Origin of the sequence: Siccibacter colletis (assembly GCF_025914095.1) — a bacterium.
GTDB lineage: Bacteria > Pseudomonadota > Gammaproteobacteria > Enterobacterales > Enterobacteriaceae > Siccibacter > Siccibacter colletis.
The window spans coordinates 2,255,784-2,276,984 of record NZ_CP074352.1 but is presented as its reverse complement, the minus strand read 5'-3'; the positions used below and the strand labels follow the sequence as shown (position 1 = coordinate 2,276,984).

General features: G+C 62.0%; 15 protein-coding genes. 11 read left to right on the top strand and 4 right to left on the bottom strand.

Going from position 1 to position 21,201, the window contains the following annotated elements; genetic code table 11:
- Nucleotides 1–16: 16 nt before the first annotated feature.
- On the top strand, nt 17–871 hold the full coding sequence (gene kdsA / locus KFZ77_RS11000; RefSeq protein ID WP_031523606.1) for a 3-deoxy-8-phosphooctulonate synthase: 855 nt from the start codon (nt 17–19) through the stop codon (nt 869–871).
- 49 nt (nt 872–920) lie between these two features.
- Here kdsA and chaA read toward each other — a convergent pair whose 3' ends face one another.
- Nucleotides 921–2,015, bottom strand: coding sequence for a sodium-potassium/proton antiporter ChaA (chaA, locus tag KFZ77_RS10995; protein ID WP_264384198.1), 1,095 nt, complete (start codon nt 2,013–2,015; stop codon nt 921–923).
- 272 nt (nt 2,016–2,287) lie between these two features.
- Here chaA and chaB point away from each other — a divergent pair, with 272 nt between their 5' ends.
- The 8 genes from chaB to KFZ77_RS10955 all read left to right on the top strand — a co-directional run bounded on the left by chaB (nt 2,288) and on the right by KFZ77_RS10955 (nt 14,579).
- Nucleotides 2,288–2,518, top strand: a complete 231-nt coding sequence (gene chaB / locus KFZ77_RS10990) for a putative cation transport regulator ChaB (protein WP_031523610.1) — start codon at nt 2,288–2,290, stop codon at nt 2,516–2,518.
- Between the two features lie 199 nt (nt 2,519–2,717).
- Nucleotides 2,718–3,377, top strand: coding sequence for a gamma-glutamylcyclotransferase (locus KFZ77_RS10985; protein WP_031523612.1), 660 nt, complete (start codon nt 2,718–2,720; stop codon nt 3,375–3,377).
- 162 nt (nt 3,378–3,539) lie between these two features.
- Complete coding sequence (locus tag KFZ77_RS10980) at nt 3,540–4,739, top strand: nitrate regulatory protein (RefSeq protein ID WP_406678772.1); 1,200 nt, start codon at nt 3,540–3,542, stop codon at nt 4,737–4,739.
- A gap of 223 nt (nt 4,740–4,962) precedes the next feature.
- Nucleotides 4,963–6,228, top strand: a complete 1,266-nt coding sequence (locus KFZ77_RS10975; RefSeq protein ID WP_264384196.1) for a CmpA/NrtA family ABC transporter substrate-binding protein — start codon at nt 4,963–4,965, stop codon at nt 6,226–6,228.
- Nucleotides 6,225–7,109, top strand: a complete 885-nt coding sequence (gene ntrB, locus KFZ77_RS10970) for a nitrate ABC transporter permease (RefSeq protein WP_264384195.1) — start codon at nt 6,225–6,227, stop codon at nt 7,107–7,109. The genes KFZ77_RS10975 and ntrB overlap by 4 nt, the downstream gene beginning before the upstream one ends.
- Before the next feature lie 10 nt (nt 7,110–7,119).
- On the top strand, nt 7,120–7,908 hold the full coding sequence (locus tag KFZ77_RS10965) for an ABC transporter ATP-binding protein (RefSeq protein WP_264384194.1): 789 nt from the start codon (nt 7,120–7,122) through the stop codon (nt 7,906–7,908).
- A gap of 9 nt (nt 7,909–7,917) precedes the next feature.
- Complete coding sequence (gene nirB, locus KFZ77_RS10960; protein WP_264384193.1) at nt 7,918–11,976, top strand: nitrite reductase large subunit NirB; 4,059 nt, start codon at nt 7,918–7,920, stop codon at nt 11,974–11,976.
- A complete protein-coding gene (locus KFZ77_RS10955) occupies nt 11,973–14,579 on the top strand; it encodes a nitrate reductase (RefSeq protein ID WP_264384192.1) in 2,607 nt (868 codons plus the stop codon). The genes nirB and KFZ77_RS10955 overlap by 4 nt, the downstream gene beginning before the upstream one ends.
- On the opposite strand, the gene KFZ77_RS10950 is transcribed toward KFZ77_RS10955, so the two are convergent.
- Nucleotides 14,580–15,131 carry a YbhB/YbcL family Raf kinase inhibitor-like protein gene (locus KFZ77_RS10950; protein WP_264384191.1) on the bottom strand — a complete coding sequence of 184 codons (552 nt, stop codon included), beginning with the start codon at nt 15,129–15,131 and terminating at the stop codon, nt 14,580–14,582.
- A gap of 178 nt (nt 15,132–15,309) precedes the next feature.
- On the opposite strand from KFZ77_RS10950, the gene KFZ77_RS10945 reads away from it, so the two are divergent.
- Nucleotides 15,310–16,719, top strand: coding sequence for a YchO/YchP family invasin (locus tag KFZ77_RS10945; RefSeq protein WP_264384190.1), 1,410 nt, complete (start codon nt 15,310–15,312; stop codon nt 16,717–16,719).
- A 1-nt stretch (nt 16,720) separates the two neighbouring features.
- On the opposite strand, the gene narL is transcribed toward KFZ77_RS10945, so the two are convergent.
- Together narL and narX are read right to left on the bottom strand one after the other, a co-directional pair.
- Entirely contained in the window at nt 16,721–17,371 is a 651-nt protein-coding gene (gene narL / locus KFZ77_RS10940; protein ID WP_031523625.1) for a two-component system response regulator NarL, read from the bottom strand.
- The gene (narX, locus tag KFZ77_RS10935) at nt 17,364–19,160 is read right to left on the bottom strand and encodes a nitrate/nitrite two-component system sensor histidine kinase NarX (protein WP_264384189.1); all 1,797 of its coding nucleotides are present in this window, start codon (nt 19,158–19,160) and stop codon (nt 17,364–17,366) included. Before narX ends, narL begins: the two co-directional genes overlap by 8 nt.
- A gap of 313 nt (nt 19,161–19,473) precedes the next feature.
- Between narX and KFZ77_RS10930 the strand changes: the two genes are divergently transcribed.
- Nucleotides 19,474–20,862 (top strand): NarK family nitrate/nitrite MFS transporter, encoded by a 1,389-nt coding sequence (locus KFZ77_RS10930; RefSeq protein WP_264384188.1) that lies wholly within the window; start codon nt 19,474–19,476, stop codon nt 20,860–20,862.
- The last annotated feature ends 339 nt before the right edge of the window (nt 20,863–21,201 follow it).

The window sequence follows — 21,201 nt, the reverse complement described above, 5'->3', positions numbered from 1 at the left end:
CTGATAAGGCGATTTTATGACACAGAAAGTGGTTAGCATTGGCGACATCAAGGTCGCAAACGACCTGCCGTTCGTCCTGTTTGGCGGTATGAACGTGCTGGAGTCTCGCGACCTGGCGATGCGCATCTGCGAGCATTACGTTACCGTCACCCAGAAGCTGGGCATTCCTTACGTATTCAAAGCGTCCTTTGATAAAGCCAACCGCTCCTCCATTCACTCCTATCGTGGCCCGGGCCTCGAAGAGGGGATGAAGATTTTCCAGGAGCTGAAGCAGACCTTCGGCGTGAAAATCATCACCGACGTGCACACTGCTGAGCAGGCGCAGCCGGTTGCCGACGTGGTGGACGTGATCCAGCTTCCGGCCTTCCTTGCGCGTCAGACCGATCTGGTGGAAGCGATGGCGAAAACCGGCGCGGTGATCAACGTTAAGAAACCGCAGTTCGTCAGCCCGGGCCAGATGGGTAATATCGTCGATAAGTTCAAAGAAGGCGGTAACGAGAAAGTGATCCTGTGCGATCGCGGCAGCAACTTCGGTTACGACAACCTCGTCGTCGATATGCTGGGCTTCAGCGTGATGAAGAAAGTGTCCGGCAATTCTCCGGTGATTTTCGACGTAACCCACGCCCTGCAGTGCCGCGACCCGTTTGGCGCTGCCTCCAGCGGTCGTCGTGCGCAGGTCACCGAGCTGGCGCGTGCCGGCATGGCAACCGGCCTGGCCGGTCTGTTTATCGAAGCGCATCCGGACCCGGAAAACGCCATGTGCGATGGTCCGTCCGCACTGCCGCTGGCGAAGCTTGAACCGTTCCTGAAACAGATCAAAGCCATTGACGATCTGGTGAAAAACTTCGACGAGTTAGATACCTCGAAGTAATAAAAACCCCGCCGCGGCGGGGTTTTTTTATGGCCTCAGTAAACTGCCGTCAGGCGAAAATTGTCATCAGATAAGCAATAAACAGCGCCAGATGTGCCGCCCCGTTCAGCACGTTAGTGCGTCCGGTGGAGAACGAGATGTGGCACAGCAGCAGCGAGGCCAGCATCACAATCATCTCCGGCGCGCCGAGCGCAAAGATAAGCTCGTTGCCGGTGAGCATCGCAATCAGCGTAACCGCCGGAACGGTGAGGGAGATCGTCGCCAGCACCGAACCGAAAAACAGGTTCATTGCGCGCTGCACCTGGTTGTTCAGTACCGCCCGTAGCGCGCCAAGCCCTTCCGGGGAAAGAATTAACAGCGCCACCAGGAAACCGGTGAAGGAGACCGGCGCATTCGCCCAGCCCAGCAGCGACTCCAGCGGATTCGCATTCATCTTAGTCACGGTGATCACCGCAATCAGATGCACCACCAGCCACGCCGAGTGCCAGAGGTTGCTGTGCGCCGACGGCTTGCCGTGATGCGGGTCGTCGCCCTCGTCCTCATGCTCATACACAAACAGGCTCTGATGGGTGCGGGTCTGGATCAGCAGGAACACGCCGTACATCACCGCGGAAATCAGCGCTACCAGCAGCGCCTGGCCCATAGAAAAATTACCGCCCGGCAGCGCCATCGGGAACACCAGCACAATAATCGCCAGCGGGAACAGGGCAATCAGGTACTGCTTGATGCCGAACAGGTTCATGTACTGGGTCGCAAACTTACGCCCGCCGAGCAGCAGCGCGAAACCTACCAGACCGCCGGTGACGATCATGATGATGGAGTAGAGGGTGTCGCGCATCAGCGTCGGCGCGGCGTCGCCGGTCGCCATCAGTGCGGAAATGAGGCTGACCTCAAGAATAACCACGGAAAGGCTTAAGATCAGGGAGCCATAAGGTTCACCCAGACGATGCGCCAGCACGTCGGCATGGCGCACCACGCTGAAGGCGCTGCTCAAAATCGCCACCAGCGCCAGAATATTAATCCCGATCACCACTGGCAGTGACTGGCTGGATCCCCACAGCGCCAGCACCACCAGTGCCAGAACCGGGAAGAGGAGGGTAGTCTCCTTATGACGGGTTTTCACCGCCTCGTGTGTTGTTGGCATCCTGTTTCTCCATATGCGCAGGTTTCAATCAGTATAGTCAGTCCTGTAAACCCCTTTACAATAGCAAACTGACACATTTTACCCGTTAATATTTACAGATTTTTACGGGTTACGTTTGCTTTTCGTTTAAAGGGCGCATAATGGTGAGTATCAGGAAAATTAACATTATAAATCATCATATTAAAATAATATTTCAGTCATAAATCACTTGCGTTGGCGGGGCGCTGCTTCCTGTACCACACTTAACCTTTACCCCACAAAAGGAGGCTGTCATGCCCTATAAATCGAAAAGCGACCTGCCGGACAATGTCACTCACGTTCTGCCTGCCCATGCCCAGGAAATTTATAAAGAAGCGTTTAACAGCGCCTGGGACCAGTATAAAGACGAGGAGGACCGCCGTGGTGATGCCAGCCGGGAAGAGACCGCCCATCGCGTCGCCTGGGCGGCGGTAAAGCATGACTATGAAAAAGGCGACGACGACAAGTGGCATAAAAAGAAATAGGCAGTGAAACGGGCGGTAATCGTCCGTTATGCAGCCATTGCAAAATGTGATGATAAAAAGTGCTAACGGAGGGGTGCGGTCTTATTGCCAGCGCCCCGTTAATTGCATAAGGTCATCAGATACCGCGCAGTGTGCGGTATCTCAGCCTGGAAGGCGCATTACGGTAATTGCAGGGAAGCCGCAGTGGCGGAGGTGTAAAATGTTAACGCGTGATTTTTTAATGAAGGCCGACTGTAAAACGGCATTTGGTGCCATCGAAGAGTCCCTGCTCTGGTCATCCGAGCAGCGCGCGGCGTCAATGAGCGCCACCCTGGCCTGTCGCCCTGACAGCTCCCCGGTCTGGATCTTTGGCTACGGCTCGCTGATGTGGAACCCGGCGCTGGAGTTCGACGATTCCTGCACCGCCACGCTGGTGGGCTGGCACCGCGCGTTCTGTTTACGTCTCACCGCCGGACGCGGTACTGCCTGCAAGCCCGGGCGCATGCTGGCGCTGAAAGAGGGCGGGCGCACCACCGGCATCGCCTACCGCATCCCGGAAAGCGCGCTGGAGGATGAACTGACGCTGCTGTGGAAGCGGGAGATGATCACCGGCTGCTATCTTCCTACCTGGTGCAGGCTGGAACTCGACGATGGCCGCACGGTGAACGCCCTGGTGTTCATCATGGACCCGCGTCATCCGCAGTATGAAGCCGATACCCGCGCCCAGGTTATCGCTCCGCTGATCGCCGCGGCGAGCGGGCCGCTCGGCACCAACGCCCAGTATCTGTTTTCGCTCGACACAGCGCTCAGGCAGCTTGGCATGCAGGATGCCTCGCTGGACGATCTCATCGGCCACGTGCGGGCATTGCACCAGGCGTAATCTCGCCTGCCAGCCCTCTCTGTTACGGAGAGGGCGTCCGGCACTGCACCCGAAATGCCCTGCCCAAAACACGATCTTCCCGCAGCGTATCACTCTTACTTAGCCTGCCCCGGCACGCCTTTTGCTTGTCTGTAGCTCTGATCCCTACTGAGCGACCCGACGATGACCCATACGGCACCCCCGATGACCGACGCGCTGGCCTGGTTTCATGCTGCCCGCCAGCGGCAACGCGCCACGCTGCATCAGCTGCGCCTTGTCGCAGAGTGGTCCGGACAGATAAGCCACCTGGTGCACATGCTGCAGCGCGAGCGCGGAGCGTCCAACGTCTGGCTCTGCTCCGGCGGCACGCTCTATCAGCAGGAGCGCCGCCTTTGTGCCGAGCTGACCGAAACCCGGCGTCAGGCATTTCTCATGCTGCTGAATGACGATACGCCGCCGTTCAGCAGCGTGCTTTGCACCTCGCTGGCCTGCGCCCTCTGGTATCTCGACACGCTGCCCGCGCTGCGTGAACGTATTCTGACTCAGGACATTGCCCCGGCCGCGGCGATGGCTGGCTTCAGCCGTGTGATCCGCCACCTGCTCAATTTCATCGTACAGGCCAACGATACCGTCGATAACCCGCCGATCGCCCGGCAGCTCACGGCGCTCTACAGCCTGATGCAGGGCAAGGAGCTGGCCGGGCAGGAGCGGGCGCTGGGGGCCATTGGTTTTACCCGGGGCGAGTTTGACGATGCCCTGCGCCAGCAGCTGGTGGATCGCATTGACGGTCAGCAGCGCTGCTTCGATACCTTCCTGACTCTGACCACGCCGGGCCAGGCCAGCGCCTTTCAGGCATACTGTACTGCGTCCCGGGAAACCGAACGGCTGCGGCGTCTTGCCTGTACCCGTTTACCCGGCGGGAACAACCCGGCGGATCTGGCGCTGCGCTGGTTCGCGTTGCAAACCGAGCGGCTGGACAGCCTGCGCCAGCGGGAAGAAGCCCTGATTGCCGGACTGGTGCGGGAAACGGAAGCCCTGCTGCGCGATGAATCGCAGGAGGAGAGCTTCGCGCACTGGCTGGAGCAGCACGCCGATGATGAGGTGCAGACCCCGCCGGGCGGCGACCTGATTGCCCTGGTCCGGGACCAGGCGCGGCAGATTGCGGCGCTGTCGCACCAGCTCGCCTCGCTGGAGGCCACCCTGAGCGAGCGTAAAACCATCGACAAAGCCAAAAGCCTGCTGATGCAGCACCGGGGCGTCAGCGAGGAGCAGGCCTGGCAGCAGCTGCGCAAGCTGGCGATGGACCAGAACCGGCGCATGGTGGAGATCGCCACCGCGATGCTCAGCGTCGGGTCGCTGCTCGACGTACCCCGTAAGGAGTAGTTGCACAATCAGTGGGCATTTCGTGAACGCTGATAGTGCACTGAAGGCCTGAGCCCGCCGTCACCCCGCCATAAACGGCGGCCCGCATTCTGGCACAGCCATTGCATTACCTCTGTACAACATAATTTCTGCGCCTGGCCAACGGCGGTCGGGCGCAGAAACGGATAACGGCGTCCTGCGGTGAACTTCACCGCCGGGCGCTTTTTTGTTTTCAGGGGGCTGTATGGACCATTCGCCACGAGGATTCACCCGCCGCCGGCTGTTACAGGCTGGCGCGGCGCTGGGCGGCGCGATGCTGCTGCCCGGTGCCATCACCCACGCCTGGGCTGCCGGATCGGATGCCCCGGAACTGACCACGGTGCGGGTCGGCTTTATTCCGCTCACCGATTGTGCACCGGTGATCATGGCGGCGCTCAAAGGCTTCGATAAGAAGTATGGGATCAGCATTGTGCCGAGCAAAGAAGCGAGCTGGGCCGCGGTGCGCGATAAGCTGGTCTCCGGCGAGCTGGACGCGGCGCACATGCTGTACGGCATGCTGTATGGTCTTGAGCTGGGTATCGCCGGGAAAACGCACCCGATGGCTAACCTGATGACCCTCAATCAGAACGGGCAGGCGATCACGCTCTCCACCGACCTGCTGGACAAGGGGGTAAAAGATGCCGAAGGACTGGCGCGCTACGTCGCGGCCAGCGCGCCGGGCACCCACACCTTCGCCCACACCTTTCCGACCGGCACTCACGCTATGTGGCTCTACTACTGGCTGGCGGCAGCGGGTATCCATCCGTTCAACGATGTGCGCACCGTGGTGGTTCCGCCGCCGCAGATGGTGATGAACATGCGTATTGGCAACATGGTGGGGTTCTGCGTCGGCGAGCCGTGGAATGCCCGCGCTATCAACGACCGCATCGGTTTTACCGCCGCCACGTCCCAGGCGGTGTTCCCGGATCATCCGGAAAAAATCCTCGGCACCCGTGCAGCCTGGGTGGAGCAGCATCCGCACACCGCCAGGGCGCTGGTGGCCGCGGTGATGGAAGCCGCGCGCTGGATCGATGCCAGCCCGCAGAACCGCCGGGAAACCGCCCGCGTGCTGGCAAAGCGCGCCTGGCTCAATACCAAAGAGCAGTATCTCACCGGACGCATGCTCGGGGAGTACGACAACGGGGCCGGCGCGCGCTGGCAGGATCAGCACCCGATGCGTTTCTTCAACGACGGCGAGGTGAGCTTCCCGTGGCACTCGGACGGGATGTGGTTCCTGACGCAGTTTCGCCGCTGGGGATTGCTCAGGTCCGACCCCGACTATCAGGCCATCGCAGCGCGCATTAACCGCAACGACATCTGGCAGCAGGCGGCGAGCGCCGTGGGCGGCATCGCCACGCCGTCCGGCCTGCTGCGCACCAGCACTCTGATGGACGGCAGCCGCTGGGACGGAACCCGTCCCGCCGAGTACGCCGCCCGCTTCGCCCTTAACCGTCGAGGAGATACCGCATGAACCCGGCCCCGCATATCGTGACTGACACCGACACGCCCGCTGCCCGCGCAGAGGTGATCGCCATCCCCGCCGTGAAGGTCAGACGCCGCGCGCCGCGCTGGCAGACGCGCCTCAACGGCGTACTCCAGCGCGTCATCCCGGCGCTGCTTGGCCTGCTGCTGCTCGGCGTTGCCTGGCAGTTCGCTGCCATGTACAGCAAAGGCTTCCCGACGCCGCTCAGCACCCTGGAGTCGGCGCTGACGCTGTTTGCCGACCCGTTCTACAACGAAGGGCCGAACGACCAGGGCATCGGCTGGAACGTGCTGGCCTCGCTCACCCGTGTCGGCATCGGCTTTGGTCTGGCGGCGCTGGTGGGTATTCCACTGGGCTTTCTGATCGGCCGCTTTCTGTTTGTCGCCCGCATGTTCAACCCGCTGATCGCGCTGCTGCGCCCGGTCAGCCCGCTGGCCTGGCTGCCGATAGGCCTGCTGCTGTTTCAGAAGGCGGAACCGGCCTCCAGCTGGACCATTTTTATCTGCTCGATCTGGCCGATGGTGATCAACACCGCCGACGGCGTGAAGCGCGTACCCCAGGACTATCTCAACGTGGCGCGGGTGTTGCGCCTCTCCGAATGGACGGTAATGCGCCGCATTCTGTTCCCGGCGGTGCTGCCGGCAGTGCTTACCGGGGTGCGGCTGTCGGTGGGGATCGCCTGGCTGGTGATCGTCGCCGCCGAGATGCTCACCGGGGGGCTGGGGATTGGCTTCTGGATCTGGAACGAGTGGAACAACCTCAACGTGGAAAACATCATCATCGCCATTCTGATCATTGGCGTGGTGGGACTGCTGCTGGAGCAGGCGCTGATGTTACTGGCGCGTCGTGTGAGCTGGCAGGACAACTAAGGAGCGCAGCATGAAACCGATTATTCAGGTCCAGAACGTCAGTCAGCGTTTCACCACCGCAGGCGGTGAGTTTCTCGCCCTCAGCAACGTCTCGTTCGACATCGCCGCCGGGGAGACCGTCAGCCTGATCGGCCACTCCGGCTGCGGCAAATCGACGCTGCTCAACCTGATCGCCGGTATCACCGCCCCGAGCGAGGGCGGGCTGCTGTGCGATAACCGTGAGATAGCTGGCCCCGGCCCGGAGCGGGCAGTGGTATTCCAGAACCACTCCCTGCTGCCGTGGCTCACCTGTTTCGAGAACGTGGCGCTGGCGGTGGATCAGGTGTTTAAGCGTCGCATGTCGAAGGCCGAGCGCCGGGCGTGGATCGTGCATAACCTCGAACGCGTGCAGATGGGGCACGCGCTGGACAAGCGCCCGTCGGAGATCTCCGGTGGCATGAAGCAGCGCGTCGGCATTGCCCGGGCGCTGGCGATGGAGCCGCGGGTGTTGCTGATGGATGAGCCGTTTGGGGCGCTGGACGCGCTGACCCGCGCCCATCTGCAGGATGCGGTAATGCATATCCAGCAGGAGCTGAATACCACCATCGTGCTCATCACCCACGACGTGGACGAAGCGGTACTGCTCAGCGACCGGGTGCTGATGATGACCAACGGCCCGGCGGCAACGGTGGGCGAGGTGCTGACCGTCGATCTGCCGCGTCCGCGCAGCCGCGTACAGCTGGCGGACGACAACCGCTACCACGCGATGCGCCAGCAGATCCTGCGGTTCCTCTACGAAAAACAGCCGAAGGCGGCGTAAGGAGCGAGCATGGCGCAACGACTGGTGATCATCGGCAACGGCATCGCCGCGGTGCGGCTGGTGGAGGAGCTGCTGGCGCGTGACGCCGGGCGCTACGCCATCACGCTAATCGGCGACGAGCCGCAGGCGGCCTACAACCGCATTCAGCTCTCCCCGGTGCTGAGCGGCGAAAAACCGGCGCACGCCATTCAGCTGCACGCTGCCGACTGGTATCAGCAGCAGGGCGTCACGCTGCACACTGGCGAACGGGTGGAGCGCGTAAACCTCACCGGGCGCACCCTGAGCACCACGCAGCGTGAGCTGGTCTGGGATGAGCTGGTGTTTGCCACTGGCTCGCTGCCTGCATTCCCGCCGCTGCCGGGCAGCGATCGGCCGCACGTTATCGGCTTTCGCACGCTACGTGACGTGGAAACCATGCTGGCACTGGACGGCCCGGCGGTGGTGCTTGGCGGCGGGCTGCTGGGGGTGGAAGCCGCAGCAGCGCTGCGGCTACGCGGTGTGGAGGTGACGCTGGTGCATCGCCATCCGTGGCTGATGGAGCAGCAGCTGGATGAACGGGCAGGCGGCCTGCTGGCGGACTCGCTGCGCGCGCGCGGCATTCGCTGTGAGCTGGCGAGCGGCCTGACGGGCATTGAGGCGCAGCACGTCACGCTGGTGGACGGGCGTCAGCTGCCAGCCGGGCGCGTGGTGATCGCCACCGGCGTGCGTCCGAACGCGGCTCTCGCTGCGCAGAGCGGGCTGCTGTGCCAGCGCGGCGTGGTGGTGGATGGCTGGCTGCGTACCGCTGAACCCGGCGTCAGCGCGCTCGGCGAGTGCTGTGAAATTGACGGCCAGACCTGGGGACTGGTTGCTCCCTGTCTGCAGCAGGCCGGGGTGCTGGCCGCCCGGCTGTCCGGGGAAAACGTGCCGCCGTTTCACTATACCGATCGCGGCACCCGGCTGAAGGTCACCGGCATCGACCTGTTCAGCGCCGGGCAGGTGCAGAGCGATCCCGGCTGTGAATCACTTACCACCTTCGATCCACTTTCCCGCCACTACCGCCGCCTGCTGCTGCGCGACGGCGAACTGGTCGGAGCGCTGCTGTTTGGCGATGTCACCCCGGCCAGCGCCTGGCTTGATGCATTACACCACCCCGTAAACGGTCCGGCGCTGCTGTTTGATGCGCCGCTGTCCGACGACTCCGGAGAAAACACAATGACCAAACCCGTACTCATTCTGGTCGGCCACGGCATGGTGGGCCACCATTTCCTTGAACAGTGCGTGGCGCAGGATCTGCATCAGCGCTATCAGATTATTGTCTTTGGTGAAGAGCGCTACCCGGCGTATGACCGGGTGCATCTCTCGGAGTATTTCGCCGGGCGCAGCGCGGAATCGCTCTCGATGGTGGCGGGGGATTTCTTCAGCCAACACGGGATTGAACTGCGCACCGACAGCCGCATTGAGGCCATCGATCGCGACCGCCGGGTGGTGCGCGACAGCCACGGCCAGGAGACCGCCTGGGATTCGCTGGTGCTGGCTACCGGATCGTATCCCTTTGTACCGCCGGTGCCGGGTCATAACCAGCCGGGCTGCTTTGTATACCGCACGCTGGACGATCTGGATGCCATTCGCGCTCGCGCGCAACGGGCTACCCGCGGGGTAGTGATTGGCGGCGGGCTGCTGGGACTTGAAGCGGCGAACGCCCTGAAACAGCTGGGGCTGGAAACCCACGTGGTGGAGTTTGCCCCCTCGCTGATGGCGGTGCAGCTGGATGCCGCCGGCGCGGCGATGTTGCGTGAAAAGATCACCGATCTTGGCGTCGGGGTGCACACCTCAAAAGCGACCAGCGAAATAGCCGCCGCGGGGGAAGGATTGCAGCTGCGCTTCGCCGACGGCGGCACGCTCGATACGGACCTGGTGGTGTTCTCAGCTGGCATCCGTCCGCAGGATGCGCTGGCGCGCGAGGCGCGGCTGGCGGTGGGAGAGCGCGGCGGGATCGTCATTGATGATTGCTGTCAGACCAGCGATCCGCACATTTTTGCTATTGGCGAATGCGCCCTGTGGCAGGGCAAAATTTTTGGTCTGGTGGCGCCGGGCTACCAGATGGCGCGCGTGGCGGCAGCGCAGCTCAGCCAGGGGGATTTGCGTTTCACCGGCGCGGACATGAGCACGAAGCTGAAGCTGCTCGGCGTTGAAGTGGCCTCGTTTGGCGATGCGCACGGGACGACGCCGGGCTGCCAGAGCTACCAGTGGACCCACGGCCCGCAGCAGATCTACAAAAAGATCGTGGTGGCTGCCGACGGCAAAACGCTGCTGGGCGGCGTACTGATCGGCGACAGCAGCGACTACAGCACCCTGGTACAGATGATGCTCAACGGCATACCGCTCCCGGCCCAGCCGGAGAGCCTGATCCTGCCGTCACTCAGCGGTGCCGCGCCAAAAGGCCTCGGCGTCGCGGCGCTGCCGGACAGCGCGCAGATCTGCTCCTGTCACAACGTCAGCAAAGCCGACATCTGCAGCGCGGTCAGCAGCGGGGCGGGGGATATGGCAGCGATCAAGCAGTGCACCAAAGCCGCCACCGGCTGCGGCGGGTGCAGCGCACTGGTAAAACAGGTTATGGAGCACCAGCTGGCGGCCCAGGGGGTGGAGGTGAAGCGCGACGTCTGCGACCACTTCGCGTACTCGCGCCAGCAGCTCTATCATCTGGTGCGCGTCAACCATATCCGCAGCTTTGACCAGCTCATCAGCCGCTACGGCCAGGGGCACGGGTGTGAAATCTGTAAGCCGCTGGTGGGATCGATTCTCGCCTCGTGCTGGAACGAATACCTGCTGAAACCGGCGCACCTGCCGCTGCAGGATACCAACGACCGCTATTTCGCCAATATCCAGAAGGACGGCACCTACTCCATCGTGCCGCGCATGGCCGCCGGCGAAGTCACGCCGGATGGCCTGATCGCCATCGGCCAGATCGCCAAACGCTATCAGCTCTACAGCAAAGTCACCGGCGGGCAGCGCATCGATCTGTTTGGCGCGCGGCTGGAGCAGTTGCCTGCCATCTGGGCCGAACTGGTGGCTGCCGGGTTTGAGACCGGGCACGCCTACGGTAAATCGCTGCGTACCGTGAAATCCTGCGTCGGCTCCACCTGGTGCCGCTACGGCGTGCAGGACTCCACCGGGCTGGCGGTGACGCTGGAGAACCGCTACAAGGGGCTGCGCGCCCCGCACAAAATCAAGATGGCGGTGTCGGGGTGCACCCGCGAATGTGCCGAAGCCCAGGGCAAAGATGTCGGCGTCATCGCCACCGATCGCGGCTGGAACCTTTATCTGTGCGGCAATGGAGGCATGAAACCGCGTCACGCCGATCTGTTTGCCAGCGATCTCGACAGCGACACGCTGATTCGCTACATCGACCGCTTCCTGATGTTCTACATCCGCACCGCCGATCGCTTACAGCGCACCAGCACCTGGATGGACAACCTGGAGGGCGGGCTGGATTACCTGCGCGAGGTGGTGATCGACGACAGTCTGGGGATCAATGCCGAGCTGGAGCAGGAGATGGCTCAGGTGGTGGAGACGTATCAGTGCGAGTGGCAGACCACGCTGGCCAGCCCGGACCGGCTGGCGCTGTTCCGCTCTTACGTTAACAGCGAGGCGCCGGATGAGGCCGTTCAGCGTCAGATGCTGCGCGGGCAGCCGCAGCCGGTAGCCGCGCGGGCAATGAGCGAGCCGGTCGCCAGCCCGCGCCCGTGGGAAGCGGTGTGCCAGCTCAACGACATTCCCCGGGATGCCGGGATCGGGGCGCGCCTCGGCGAGCGGCAGATCGCGCTGTTCCGCTTTGGCGAACAGGTATACGCCCTGGATAACCGTGAACCCGGCAGCGAGGCCAATGTGTTGTCGCGCGGTCTGCTCGGCGATGCGGCGGGGGAACCGGTGGTGATCTCGCCGCTCTACAAACAGCGTATCCGCCTGCGCGACGGCTGCTACCCGGAGAGCGGCGAGATGGCGGTCCGTGCCTGGCCGGTGAAGGTGGAAGCCGGCCAGGTGCTGGTGGGTAGCCAGGCGCTGCTGCTGCGGGCGGTGGCATCATGAACGCAGTCAGGACCACCTGTCCCTACTGCGGCGTCGGCTGCGGGCTGATCGCCACTGCACAGCCGGACGGTACGGTCACCGTGGCGGCTGATCCGCACCATCCCGCGAATCTGGGGCGGATTTGCGTTAAGGGTGCAGCGCTCGGCGAGACGCTGGGGCTTGAAGGGCGGCAGCTCCATCCGCAGCTGCACGGGGAGCGCGTCAGCTGGGACCGGGCGCTTGACTACGCCGGGCAACGCCTCAGGGCGATTATTCACGAGCACGGCCCGCAGGCGGTGGCGTTTTATGCCTCGGGCCAGCTGCTGACCGAGGATTACTACGCCGCCAACAAGCTGATGAAGGGATTTATCGGCGCGGCAAATATCGATACCAACTCCCGGCTCTGCATGTCTTCGGCGGTGGTGGGCTACAAGCGCGCCTTCGGTGCCGATGCGGTGCCGTGCAGCTATCGCGATCTGGAGCAGACCGATCTGATTATGCTGGTCGGCTCCAACGCCGCCTGGACCCATCCGGTACTCTATCAGCGTATTGTGCAGGCGAAACAGGACAACCCGGCGCTGAAGGTGGTGGTCATCGACCCGCGCCGCACCGCGACCTGTGATATCGCCGATCTGCATTTGCGCCTCAGGCCGGGGAGCGATGCCGGCCTGTATAACGGCTTGCTACGCGCCATCGCTGAGCATCAGCCGATCGCCGCTGCGTCTTTTAGCGGTCAGTTGGATGCGCTGGCACAGGCAGAAGCGTGGACACCGGAAAAGGTAGCGCAGTTCTGCGATCTAAGTCGTGACGTTGTCACGGAATTTTATCACCTGTTCTGCACCGCCCCGCGTGCCATGACGCTGTATACCATGGGCATCAACCAGTCCACGTCCGGGAGCGACAAGTGCAACGCCATCATCAACGTGCATCTGGCGAGCGGCAAGACGGGGCGCATCGGCAGCGGCCCGTTTTCCCTGACCGGTCAACCGAATGCGATGGGCGGGCGTGAAGTGGGCGGCCTGGCAAACCAGCTCGCCTGCCATATGAACTTTGTGCCGGAGGATATCGCCCGTCTCGCTCGTTTCTGGGGCAGCGATCGCATCGCCGCCACGCCGGGTCTGATGGCGGTGGAGCTGTTCGACGCTATCGGCCGTGGCGAGATAAAAGCGGTCTGGATCATGGGCACCAATCCGGCGGTCTCGCTGCCGGACAGCGAGCGGGTGAACCGGGTGCTGGCCGCGTGCCCGCTGGTGATTGTCTCAGAGGTGAGCGCCGGAACCGACACCAGCCGCCATGCTCATGTGCGCTTCCCCGCCCAGGCATGGGGGGAGAAGAACGGCACCGTCACTAACTCTGAACGGCGCATCTCGCGTCAGCGTCCGTTTATGCCCGTTCCCGGCGAGGCGCGGCCGGACTGGTGGATTGTGGCCCGCGTCGCCGGGGCGCTCGGCTACGGCGACGCGTTTGCCTGGCAGCATCCGCACGAGGTGTTCTGCGAGCACGCCGCGCTGTCGGGCTATGAAAATGACGGCCAGCGCGCGTTTGATATCAGCGGCCTTGCGACGCTCAGCCGGGAGGCGTATGACAGCCTGGCACCGATCCAGTGGCCGGTGAACGCCGCGCATCCCCAGGGTTGCGAGCGGCTGCTTAGCGACGGACGCGGCTGGGGGCGCGACGCGCGGCTCAGGATGGTGCCGGTGACGCCGCGGCTGCCGCACAGTGCCGACCAGCCGGGACTGGTGCTCAATACCGGACGCTACCGCGATCAGTGGCACACCATGACCCGCACCGGAACGGTGCCGCGCCTGATGCAGCACAACCCGTTGCCGCGGGTGGAGATGCATCCCGAAGACGCCCGCCGGTATGGGGTCGAGGATAGCGCACTGGTCCGGCTCGTCACACCGCGCGGAGAGATGACCGGTTTTGCGCGGCTGACCCGCGATCAGGCACCCGGTACGCTGTTTGCGCCGATGCACTGGAACCACCAGTTTGCCAGCCGCTCGGGAGTCAACAGCCTGGTGGCAGCGCACTGCGATCCCCTTTCCGGGCAGCCGGAGAGCAAGCAGACGGCGGTGAGCCTGGCGGTCTGGCAGCCGGTGTGGCAGGGCTGGCTGTTCAGCCGGGGCGCGCCCGTGCTGCCAGAAGCGGTCGTGCGCTGGGATGTGGCGCAGGCGGGCGTTCATCAGCTGCGGCTGGCAAGCGACACGCCGGACAGCAGCGGCATACAGGCCTGGGCGGCGGCGCAGGGCTGGCAGGTGCAGATTGCTGAGGGGGCGGGTATCATCCATTTACTGGCCTGGCACGACGGCACACTTCAGCTGGCGTTTTATGCGGGCAGGCGCTGCCCTGAGGTGAATGTGGAGGCCGTGCTGGCGGCGTTTGCGCATCCTCCGGCATGTGCGGCGACGCGCCATGCGCTGCTGGCAGGCCGGGCGGCGTCAACCGGGCCCGTGCAGGGGAAAATTATCTGCAGCTGCTTTAACGTGGGCGAAACGGCTATTCGTGCGGCGATCACGGCGGGTTGCGACTCGACCGCCGCGCTGGGGAAAGCGCTGCGCTGCGGTACCAACTGTGGCTCCTGTCTTCCGGAGCTGCGGGCGTTGCTGCCGCAGCGCGTCTCGTAGCTACTGCCCGAAGCGGCCAATCAGCCCGGTAGCGGCGAGGGCGTGGCCCTTCAGTTCCTCCATCAGCGCCTCGCGGGTTAAGCCTTCCGGCAGATCCGGGGTTAAATCGGTGGCGATGAGGGTGTAGACGTAGTGGTGCGCGCCGCTTCCCGGAGGTGGGCAGGGGCCGTGATAGCGCATGTTGCCGGGGGTATTTTTACCCCCGGTGTAGCCTTTGCCATCGCGCAGATCGTTGGCAGCAAAACCGGTACGGGTGGGCGGAATGTTATAGGCCACCAGATGGGTAACCCCGAGGCCTTTGGCACCTTCGGGATCGTGCATCACCAGCGCATAGCTTTTGGTGCCCTGCGGGGCATGACTCCAGACCAGCGTCGGGGAGTTATTCTCCCCGGTACAATTCGGATTATTTTCCGCATTGCCGGCGAAGCGCTTCTCCAGCATCGCGTTGTCGGCAAAATCCGGCGACTGCAGCATAAAGATTTCCTGGGCGGCGACCTGACCGGTCACCAGCACCGACAGGCCGCACAGCGCCGCTAACAGGGTTTTATTCATCGTGTGATCTCACAGGGACGGGATGCTTAAAGCGTAGCGTAGCCGGGCCATGCGCGCGTGAGGATATTCCTGAAAACGGCAGGTGTGGTTAAAAAATAATCAAAACTGAGTATGTTATACTTTTGCTTTCGTCCGGCATGGCCGGTTTATCTGACTGTGAGATAACGCTAACCCACTGATGTTGAGTTCTCTTTTCCCTCAATCCCGTTTACTGCTGCTGACGCTAATGCTGTCTGCCGCTGGCGCGAACGCGCAGCAAAGCTGGTCACAAAAAGCCGCTAACCCCTTTGATAATGACGGTGACGCTCTGCCGGATCTTGGCATTGCGCCGGAAAACGATGATTATGAAAAGCATCTCGCCACGATGGCAAAAGCCTTTGGTGAAGAGAGCATGGTGGATAACGATCTGGATGCCGGCGAGCAGGCGCGCGTGTTTGCCCTCAGCCATCTGCGTGATGCGGTGACCGGGCGCGTCAGCGATGAGGTACAGTCGCTGCTCTCGCCGCTGGGTACGGCAAATATGAATCTGCTGGTGGATGACGAAGGCAACTTCACCGGCAGCAGCGGCTCGCTGTTTACCCCGTGGCAGGATAACAATCGCTACCTGACATGGACGCAGTTTGGCGTCAGCCAGCAGGATGATGGCCTGGTCGGCAATGCCGGAGTCGGGCAACGCTGGGTGGCCGGTGACTGGCTGCTCGGCTACAACACCTTCTACGATACCCGCTTCGATGACCATCTGCAGCGCGCCGGCTTTGGTGCCGAGGCCTGGGGCGAATACCTGCGTTTTTCAGCCAACTACTATTCTCCGTTCGGCGACTGGCAGCGTACGTCCGCAACCGTTGAGCAGCGGCTGGCGCGCGGCTATGACGTTACGGCCCAGGCATGGCTGCCGTTTTATCGCCATATCAATACCAGCCTGAGCGTAGAGCAGTATTTTGGCGACAGCGTGGATCTGTTTGACAGCGGAACCGGGTATCACGACCCGATGGCAGTGAAGCTCGGGCTGAATTACACCCCGGTGCCGCTGGTCACCCTGACTGCGCAGCACAAACAAGGGGAGGCCGGGGAGAGCCAGAACAACCTCGGCTTAACGCTCAACTACCGCTTCGGCGTGCCGCTGGCAAAACAGCTCTCTGCTGCCGAAGTGGCAAATACCAGCTCGCTGCGCGGCAGCCGCTACGATCGGGTCGAGCGTAACGCGGTGCCGGAGGTGAACTTCCGCCAGCGTAAAACCCTGTCGGTGTTTCTCGCCACGCCACCCTGGGATCTTCAGCCTGGCGAAGCGGTGATGTTGAAACTGCAGGTGCGCAGCGTCAACGGTATCCGCAGCCTGACCTGGCAGGGAGATACCCATGCCCTGAGCCTGACGCCGCCGGTGAATAATGACTCGACCGAGGGCTGGACGGTGATCGTTCCGGCGTGGGACAGCAGCCCGGATGCCAGCAACAGCTGGCGGCTGTCGGTCACGGTGGAGGACAATCGCGGCCAGCGTGTGACGTCGAACGTAATTACGCTGGAAGCCACCGCGCCGCTGGCAGCGATGCCGGAAGGGGATACGCGCTTCCAGCTGCTGCCGGAGGAGTAAGTTAAAACACGCGTTCCTGATGCACCCAGACCGCCGCTTCGACGCGGGACTTGAGTTTCATCTTTTTGAGCAGGTGCTTAACGTGCACCTTAACAGTGGACTCGGTAATGTCGAGGCGGCGGGCAATCATCTTGTTCGGCAGGCCCTGGGCGATAAGCTTGAGAATGTCGCGCTCGCGCGGCGTGAGCTGGGTGATGTCGCGATCAGAGGGCGCACGGTTGGCGCGCAGGCTCGCCGCGAGCACCGGGGTCAACGCTTCGCTTAACACCATTTCACCCGCCGCGGCCTGATGCAGCGCCTTCAGCAGATCTTCCGGCTCCATATCTTTGAGCAGATAGCCATCTGCGCCGCGCTTTAACGCCGTCACCACATCCTCTTCATGGTTCGAAACGCTGAATACCACGATGCGCCCGGAGAGGGATTTCTCACGCAGACGGTCCAGCGTTTCCAGCCCGTTAAGCCCCGGCATGTTGAGGTCGAGCAGGATCAGATCCGGGTCCAGCGCTTCGGCCAGCTCAATGCCCTGTTCGCCGTTGCCCGCTTCGCCCGTCACGGCAAGGTCCGGGGCCATACTGATAAGCTGTTTTACCCCGGTGCGCAGCATCGGGTGGTCATCAATCAGCAAGATAGTTGCTGCATCCGGATTACTCATAGGTGTCTCCCTGGAATGAAGGTGAAGGGGTATCGGGAATAAAGGTGACGATAACCTCGGTGCCGCCAGCCTCGCGGCGGCGAACCTGGCAGTCACCGCGCAGGCTCTGGGCGCGATCCCGCATGATAATCAAACCGTAATGATTGCTGCGCTCGGCGTTTTCCGCCACGCCGCGGCCGTTATCCTGCACCGACAGCGTGACCTGACGGTTGTGCCAGGTGACGCTCACGCGAATGGCGCTGGCCCCGGCGTGCTTCTGGGCGTTATTTAACGCTTCGCGGGCGATATGCAGGACGTGAATCGCCTGATGAGGGGGGATCAGCCGCGGCGGCAGCTGGTAGTTCAGCTCGACCGGAAAGCCCAGCCGCGCGCTGAATTCCTGGCAGCTGGCTTCCAGCGCCGGACGCAGGCCCGGCTCGGTCAGCTGCAGGCGGAAGGTGGTGAGCAGCTCGCGCAGTTGCACCCAGGACGAATTGAGTTCGTTCCGCATCTGGGAAAGCAGCGTGCGCACGCTCTCCGGCAGGGTGTCGCCCTGCATCTGCAGGCAGCTGACCTGCATTTTCAGGCAGGAGAGCGACTGGGCGATAGAATCATGCAACTCGCGGGCAATGGCGGCACGCTCCTCCATCACCACCAGCTGCTGCTGGTGATCCTGCTGACGGTCAATCGCCAGCGAGGCGGTGATCTGCTCCACCAGGGTATCCACCATCTGCTGCTGATCCTGACTCAGATGGCAGCCCTTCGGCAGTTTGGCGAGCATGAGGCCGTACTGGTTATGGGTATCGGTGAGACGCCATTTCAGGGTGGTGGAGCTGGCATCGGGCGGCGTGGGCTGACGCGGGCAGAGGTGGCAGCCCTTTTCATCGCATGCGGCATTGGCCTGCCAGGTAAACTCCTGCGTGTTCTCTTCGTCGTCGAACTCATAGACCCGCAGTTCGATCTCGCGCAGCAGGGTTAACTGCTGCAGTTCATTGAGCACCGGTGCCAGCCGCTCGCACAGCGGGGCAGAGGAGTGCAGCCGCCGGCTGGCCTGCCAGAGAAACGCCAGCATTTCATTTTTATGCGCCAGCACCGCTGTTTTCTCGGCGACGCGCTCTTCGAGCACGCTGTAGCTGGCAGCCAGTTCAGACGACATGCTGTTGAGCGACTGTCCGAGGGTGGCCATTTCATCGCGCCCGCTGATGGTGACGCGCTGGGAAAAATCGCGATGGCCAACGGCGGTTGCCATCGCCATCAGCTGACGCCACGGACGCAGCAGGCGCTGACGCAGCCAGATAACGGTGAACACCAGCAGCAGACCCATCAGCCCGGCGAGAGCGTGCTGCAGCATCACAATGCGTTCGATACGCAGCTCGGTGGTGTGGTCGAATGCGGTAACCAGCACATCGATCTGGTGGACAAAATCCTCGACGTTCATCCGCACTGCATCCGGGTGCCTGGCCTGACGTAGCGCCGGTTCGAGCGTTTCACGCCAGTAGCGCTGCAGCGCTTCAAGCCGAGCCGTTTCGCCGTCGCGCTGAGCCGCCTGCGCCAGCTCCTGACTGAACGTGGTGCGCTCCATATCAGCAATCAGGCGCGTATCGCTGGCCTGCAGCGGCACCGCCGACAGCAAACGATAGCTCTGCATACGCATCGATCCGGCTTTGTTTATCGCATGGGCGCTGCCCTGAATACCCTGACCCAACCAGCCTGCCACCGCCATGCCTGTAATACCAATAGCCGCCGACAGCAGCACGATGAGCGTCAGCTGGTTAATAAGCGTCAGGGGTGAAAACAGGCGTTTAAACATGGACGGGCAGGCTCCGCGCGTGGTGGCACCAGAAAATGACATGGCGCTATTGTCAGGTATCACCAGGAGTATACACATACCCCGAAAGGATTAACCCTCAATTGCCACCGGAGCGGTTAAGCGTGGTCATAAGAGGTAAATGGCCCTCAGCACCGTGAAAAACCACACCTTTTGTCTGCCGGTCTGCTACTCATTTGGGATGAGGATGATTTTTTGCACAGTTTCGTGTCGCAATATCCTTTGATTTACATCAACTTACCCGACGCCTTAAACCCTATGGTGAGTGCAGTTATTTCATCTGTCTGAGGTGTCTATGAGTCACTCTTCCGCCCCGCAGCGCGCTGAAGGCGCGCTTCTTACTGACTGGCGTCCGGACGATCCGGCGTTCTGGCAGCAGAAAGGGCATCGTATCGCCAGCCGTAACCTGTGGATCTCCGTTCCCAGCCTGCTGCTGGCTTTCTGCGTCTGGATGTTATTCAGTGCCGTAGCGGTAAACCTGAATAAGGTCGGGTTTAACTTCACCACCGATCAGCTGTTTATGCTGACCGCGCTGCCGTCGGTTTCCGGTGCGCTGCTGCGCGTCCCGTATTCCTTTATGGTACCGCTGTTTGGTGGACGTCGCTGGACCGCATTCAGCACCGGCATCCTGATTATTCCCTGCCTGTGGCTGGGCTTTGCCGTGCAGGACAGCACTACGCCGTTCAGCACCTTCATCATCATTTCACTGCTGTGCGGCTTCGCCGGGGCGAACTTTGCCTCCAGCATGGCGAACATCAGCTTCTTCTTCCCGAAAGAGAAGCAGGGCGGCGCGCTTGGCATTAACGGCGGCATGGGCAACCTGGGTGTCAGCGTGATGCAGCTGCTGGCGCCGCTGGCTATCTCTATGTCAATTTTCGCGGCGTTTGGCGGTGACGGCGTGGTGCAGGAGAACGGCTCGCGCCTGTATCTGGAAAACGCAGCCTGGATCTGGGTGCCGCTGCTGGCGGTGTTTACCCTCGCGGCCTGGTTTGGCATGAATGACCTGGCGACCAGCAAAGCGTCCATTCGCGATCAGCTTCCGGTACTGCTGCGGGGTCACCTGTGGATCATGAGCTTCCTCTATCTGGCGACCTTCGGTTCCTTCATCGGCTTCTCTGCCGGCTTCGCAATGCTGGCGAAAACCCAGTTCCCGGATGTGGACATCATGCATTACGCCTTCTTTGGGCCGCTGTTTGGCGCGCTGGCGCGTACTGCGGGAGGGGCGATCTCTGACCGTTGGGGCGGCACTCGCGTGACGCTGGTGAACTTCATCATGATGGCGCTCTTCAGCGCGCTGCTGTTCACCACGCTGCCGTCAGCAAGCAGCGAAGGTAATCTCATCGCGTTCTTCGGCGTATTCCTGATGCTGTTCCTGACAGCCGGGCTGGGTAGCGGTTCATCGTTCCAGATGATTTCCGTTATCTTCCGTAAGCTGACCATGGATCGCGTGAAGGCCCAGGGCGGCAGCGAAGCCCAGGCCATGCGTGAAGCGGCGACCGACACGGCGGCGGCGCTTGGCTTTATCTCCGCGATCGGCGCTATCGGTGGGTTCTTCATCCCGAAAGCCTTTGGTACCTCGCTGGCGTTAACCGGTTCACCTGCCGGGGCAATGAAAGTCTTTTTAGTGTTTTATGTAATTTGCGTGGTCGTCACCTGGCTGGTGTACGGTCGCAAAGCGAAATAATGATAACGATAAAGTAAGTCGGCACTATTTGATGCGCGGGGTTGCCCGCGCTTTTTTTTAGTCCGGAGTTAATTACAACATACTAATAAATGTACATTTCCGTTCCAGAAAGTAGCGCGTCAGAATGTGAGAGCGCTCTCACCGGCAGGCTACCTACCCCTAATGCGTCAGGGCTATAAATTTCACCGCTCGTTTATCGGCTCGTTGAAAAATAAAGCATATAAATCAATGTCATAGCCAAATTTGCGATCTTATCCTTTGGTGGTATCTCTGCTAAAGAGCCTTTTTTCAAAGGCTTACCCGCTTGATCGTTATCAATTCCCCCTCCTGCCGTAAGGG

Coding starts and splice junctions, on each gene's coding strand:
- kdsA (WP_031523606.1), top strand. CDS start 17: ATGACACAGAAAGTGGTTAGCATTGGCGACATCAAGGTCGCAAACGAC.
- chaA (WP_264384198.1), bottom strand. CDS start 2,015: ATGCCAACAACACACGAGGCGGTGAAAACCCGTCATAAGGAGACTACC.
- chaB (WP_031523610.1), top strand. CDS start 2,288: ATGCCCTATAAATCGAAAAGCGACCTGCCGGACAATGTCACTCACGTT.
- KFZ77_RS10985 (WP_031523612.1), top strand. CDS start 2,718: ATGTTAACGCGTGATTTTTTAATGAAGGCCGACTGTAAAACGGCATTT.
- KFZ77_RS10980 (WP_406678772.1), top strand. CDS start 3,540: ATGACCCATACGGCACCCCCGATGACCGACGCGCTGGCCTGGTTTCAT.
- KFZ77_RS10975 (WP_264384196.1), top strand. CDS start 4,963: ATGGACCATTCGCCACGAGGATTCACCCGCCGCCGGCTGTTACAGGCT.
- ntrB (WP_264384195.1), top strand. CDS start 6,225: ATGAACCCGGCCCCGCATATCGTGACTGACACCGACACGCCCGCTGCC.
- KFZ77_RS10965 (WP_264384194.1), top strand. CDS start 7,120: ATGAAACCGATTATTCAGGTCCAGAACGTCAGTCAGCGTTTCACCACC.
- nirB (WP_264384193.1), top strand. CDS start 7,918: ATGGCGCAACGACTGGTGATCATCGGCAACGGCATCGCCGCGGTGCGG.
- KFZ77_RS10955 (WP_264384192.1), top strand. CDS start 11,973: ATGAACGCAGTCAGGACCACCTGTCCCTACTGCGGCGTCGGCTGCGGG.
- KFZ77_RS10950 (WP_264384191.1), bottom strand. CDS start 15,131: ATGAATAAAACCCTGTTAGCGGCGCTGTGCGGCCTGTCGGTGCTGGTG.
- KFZ77_RS10945 (WP_264384190.1), top strand. CDS start 15,310: ATGTTGAGTTCTCTTTTCCCTCAATCCCGTTTACTGCTGCTGACGCTA.
- narL (WP_031523625.1), bottom strand. CDS start 17,371: ATGAGTAATCCGGATGCAGCAACTATCTTGCTGATTGATGACCACCCG.
- narX (WP_264384189.1), bottom strand. CDS start 19,160: ATGTTTAAACGCCTGTTTTCACCCCTGACGCTTATTAACCAGCTGACG.
- KFZ77_RS10930 (WP_264384188.1), top strand. CDS start 19,474: ATGAGTCACTCTTCCGCCCCGCAGCGCGCTGAAGGCGCGCTTCTTACT.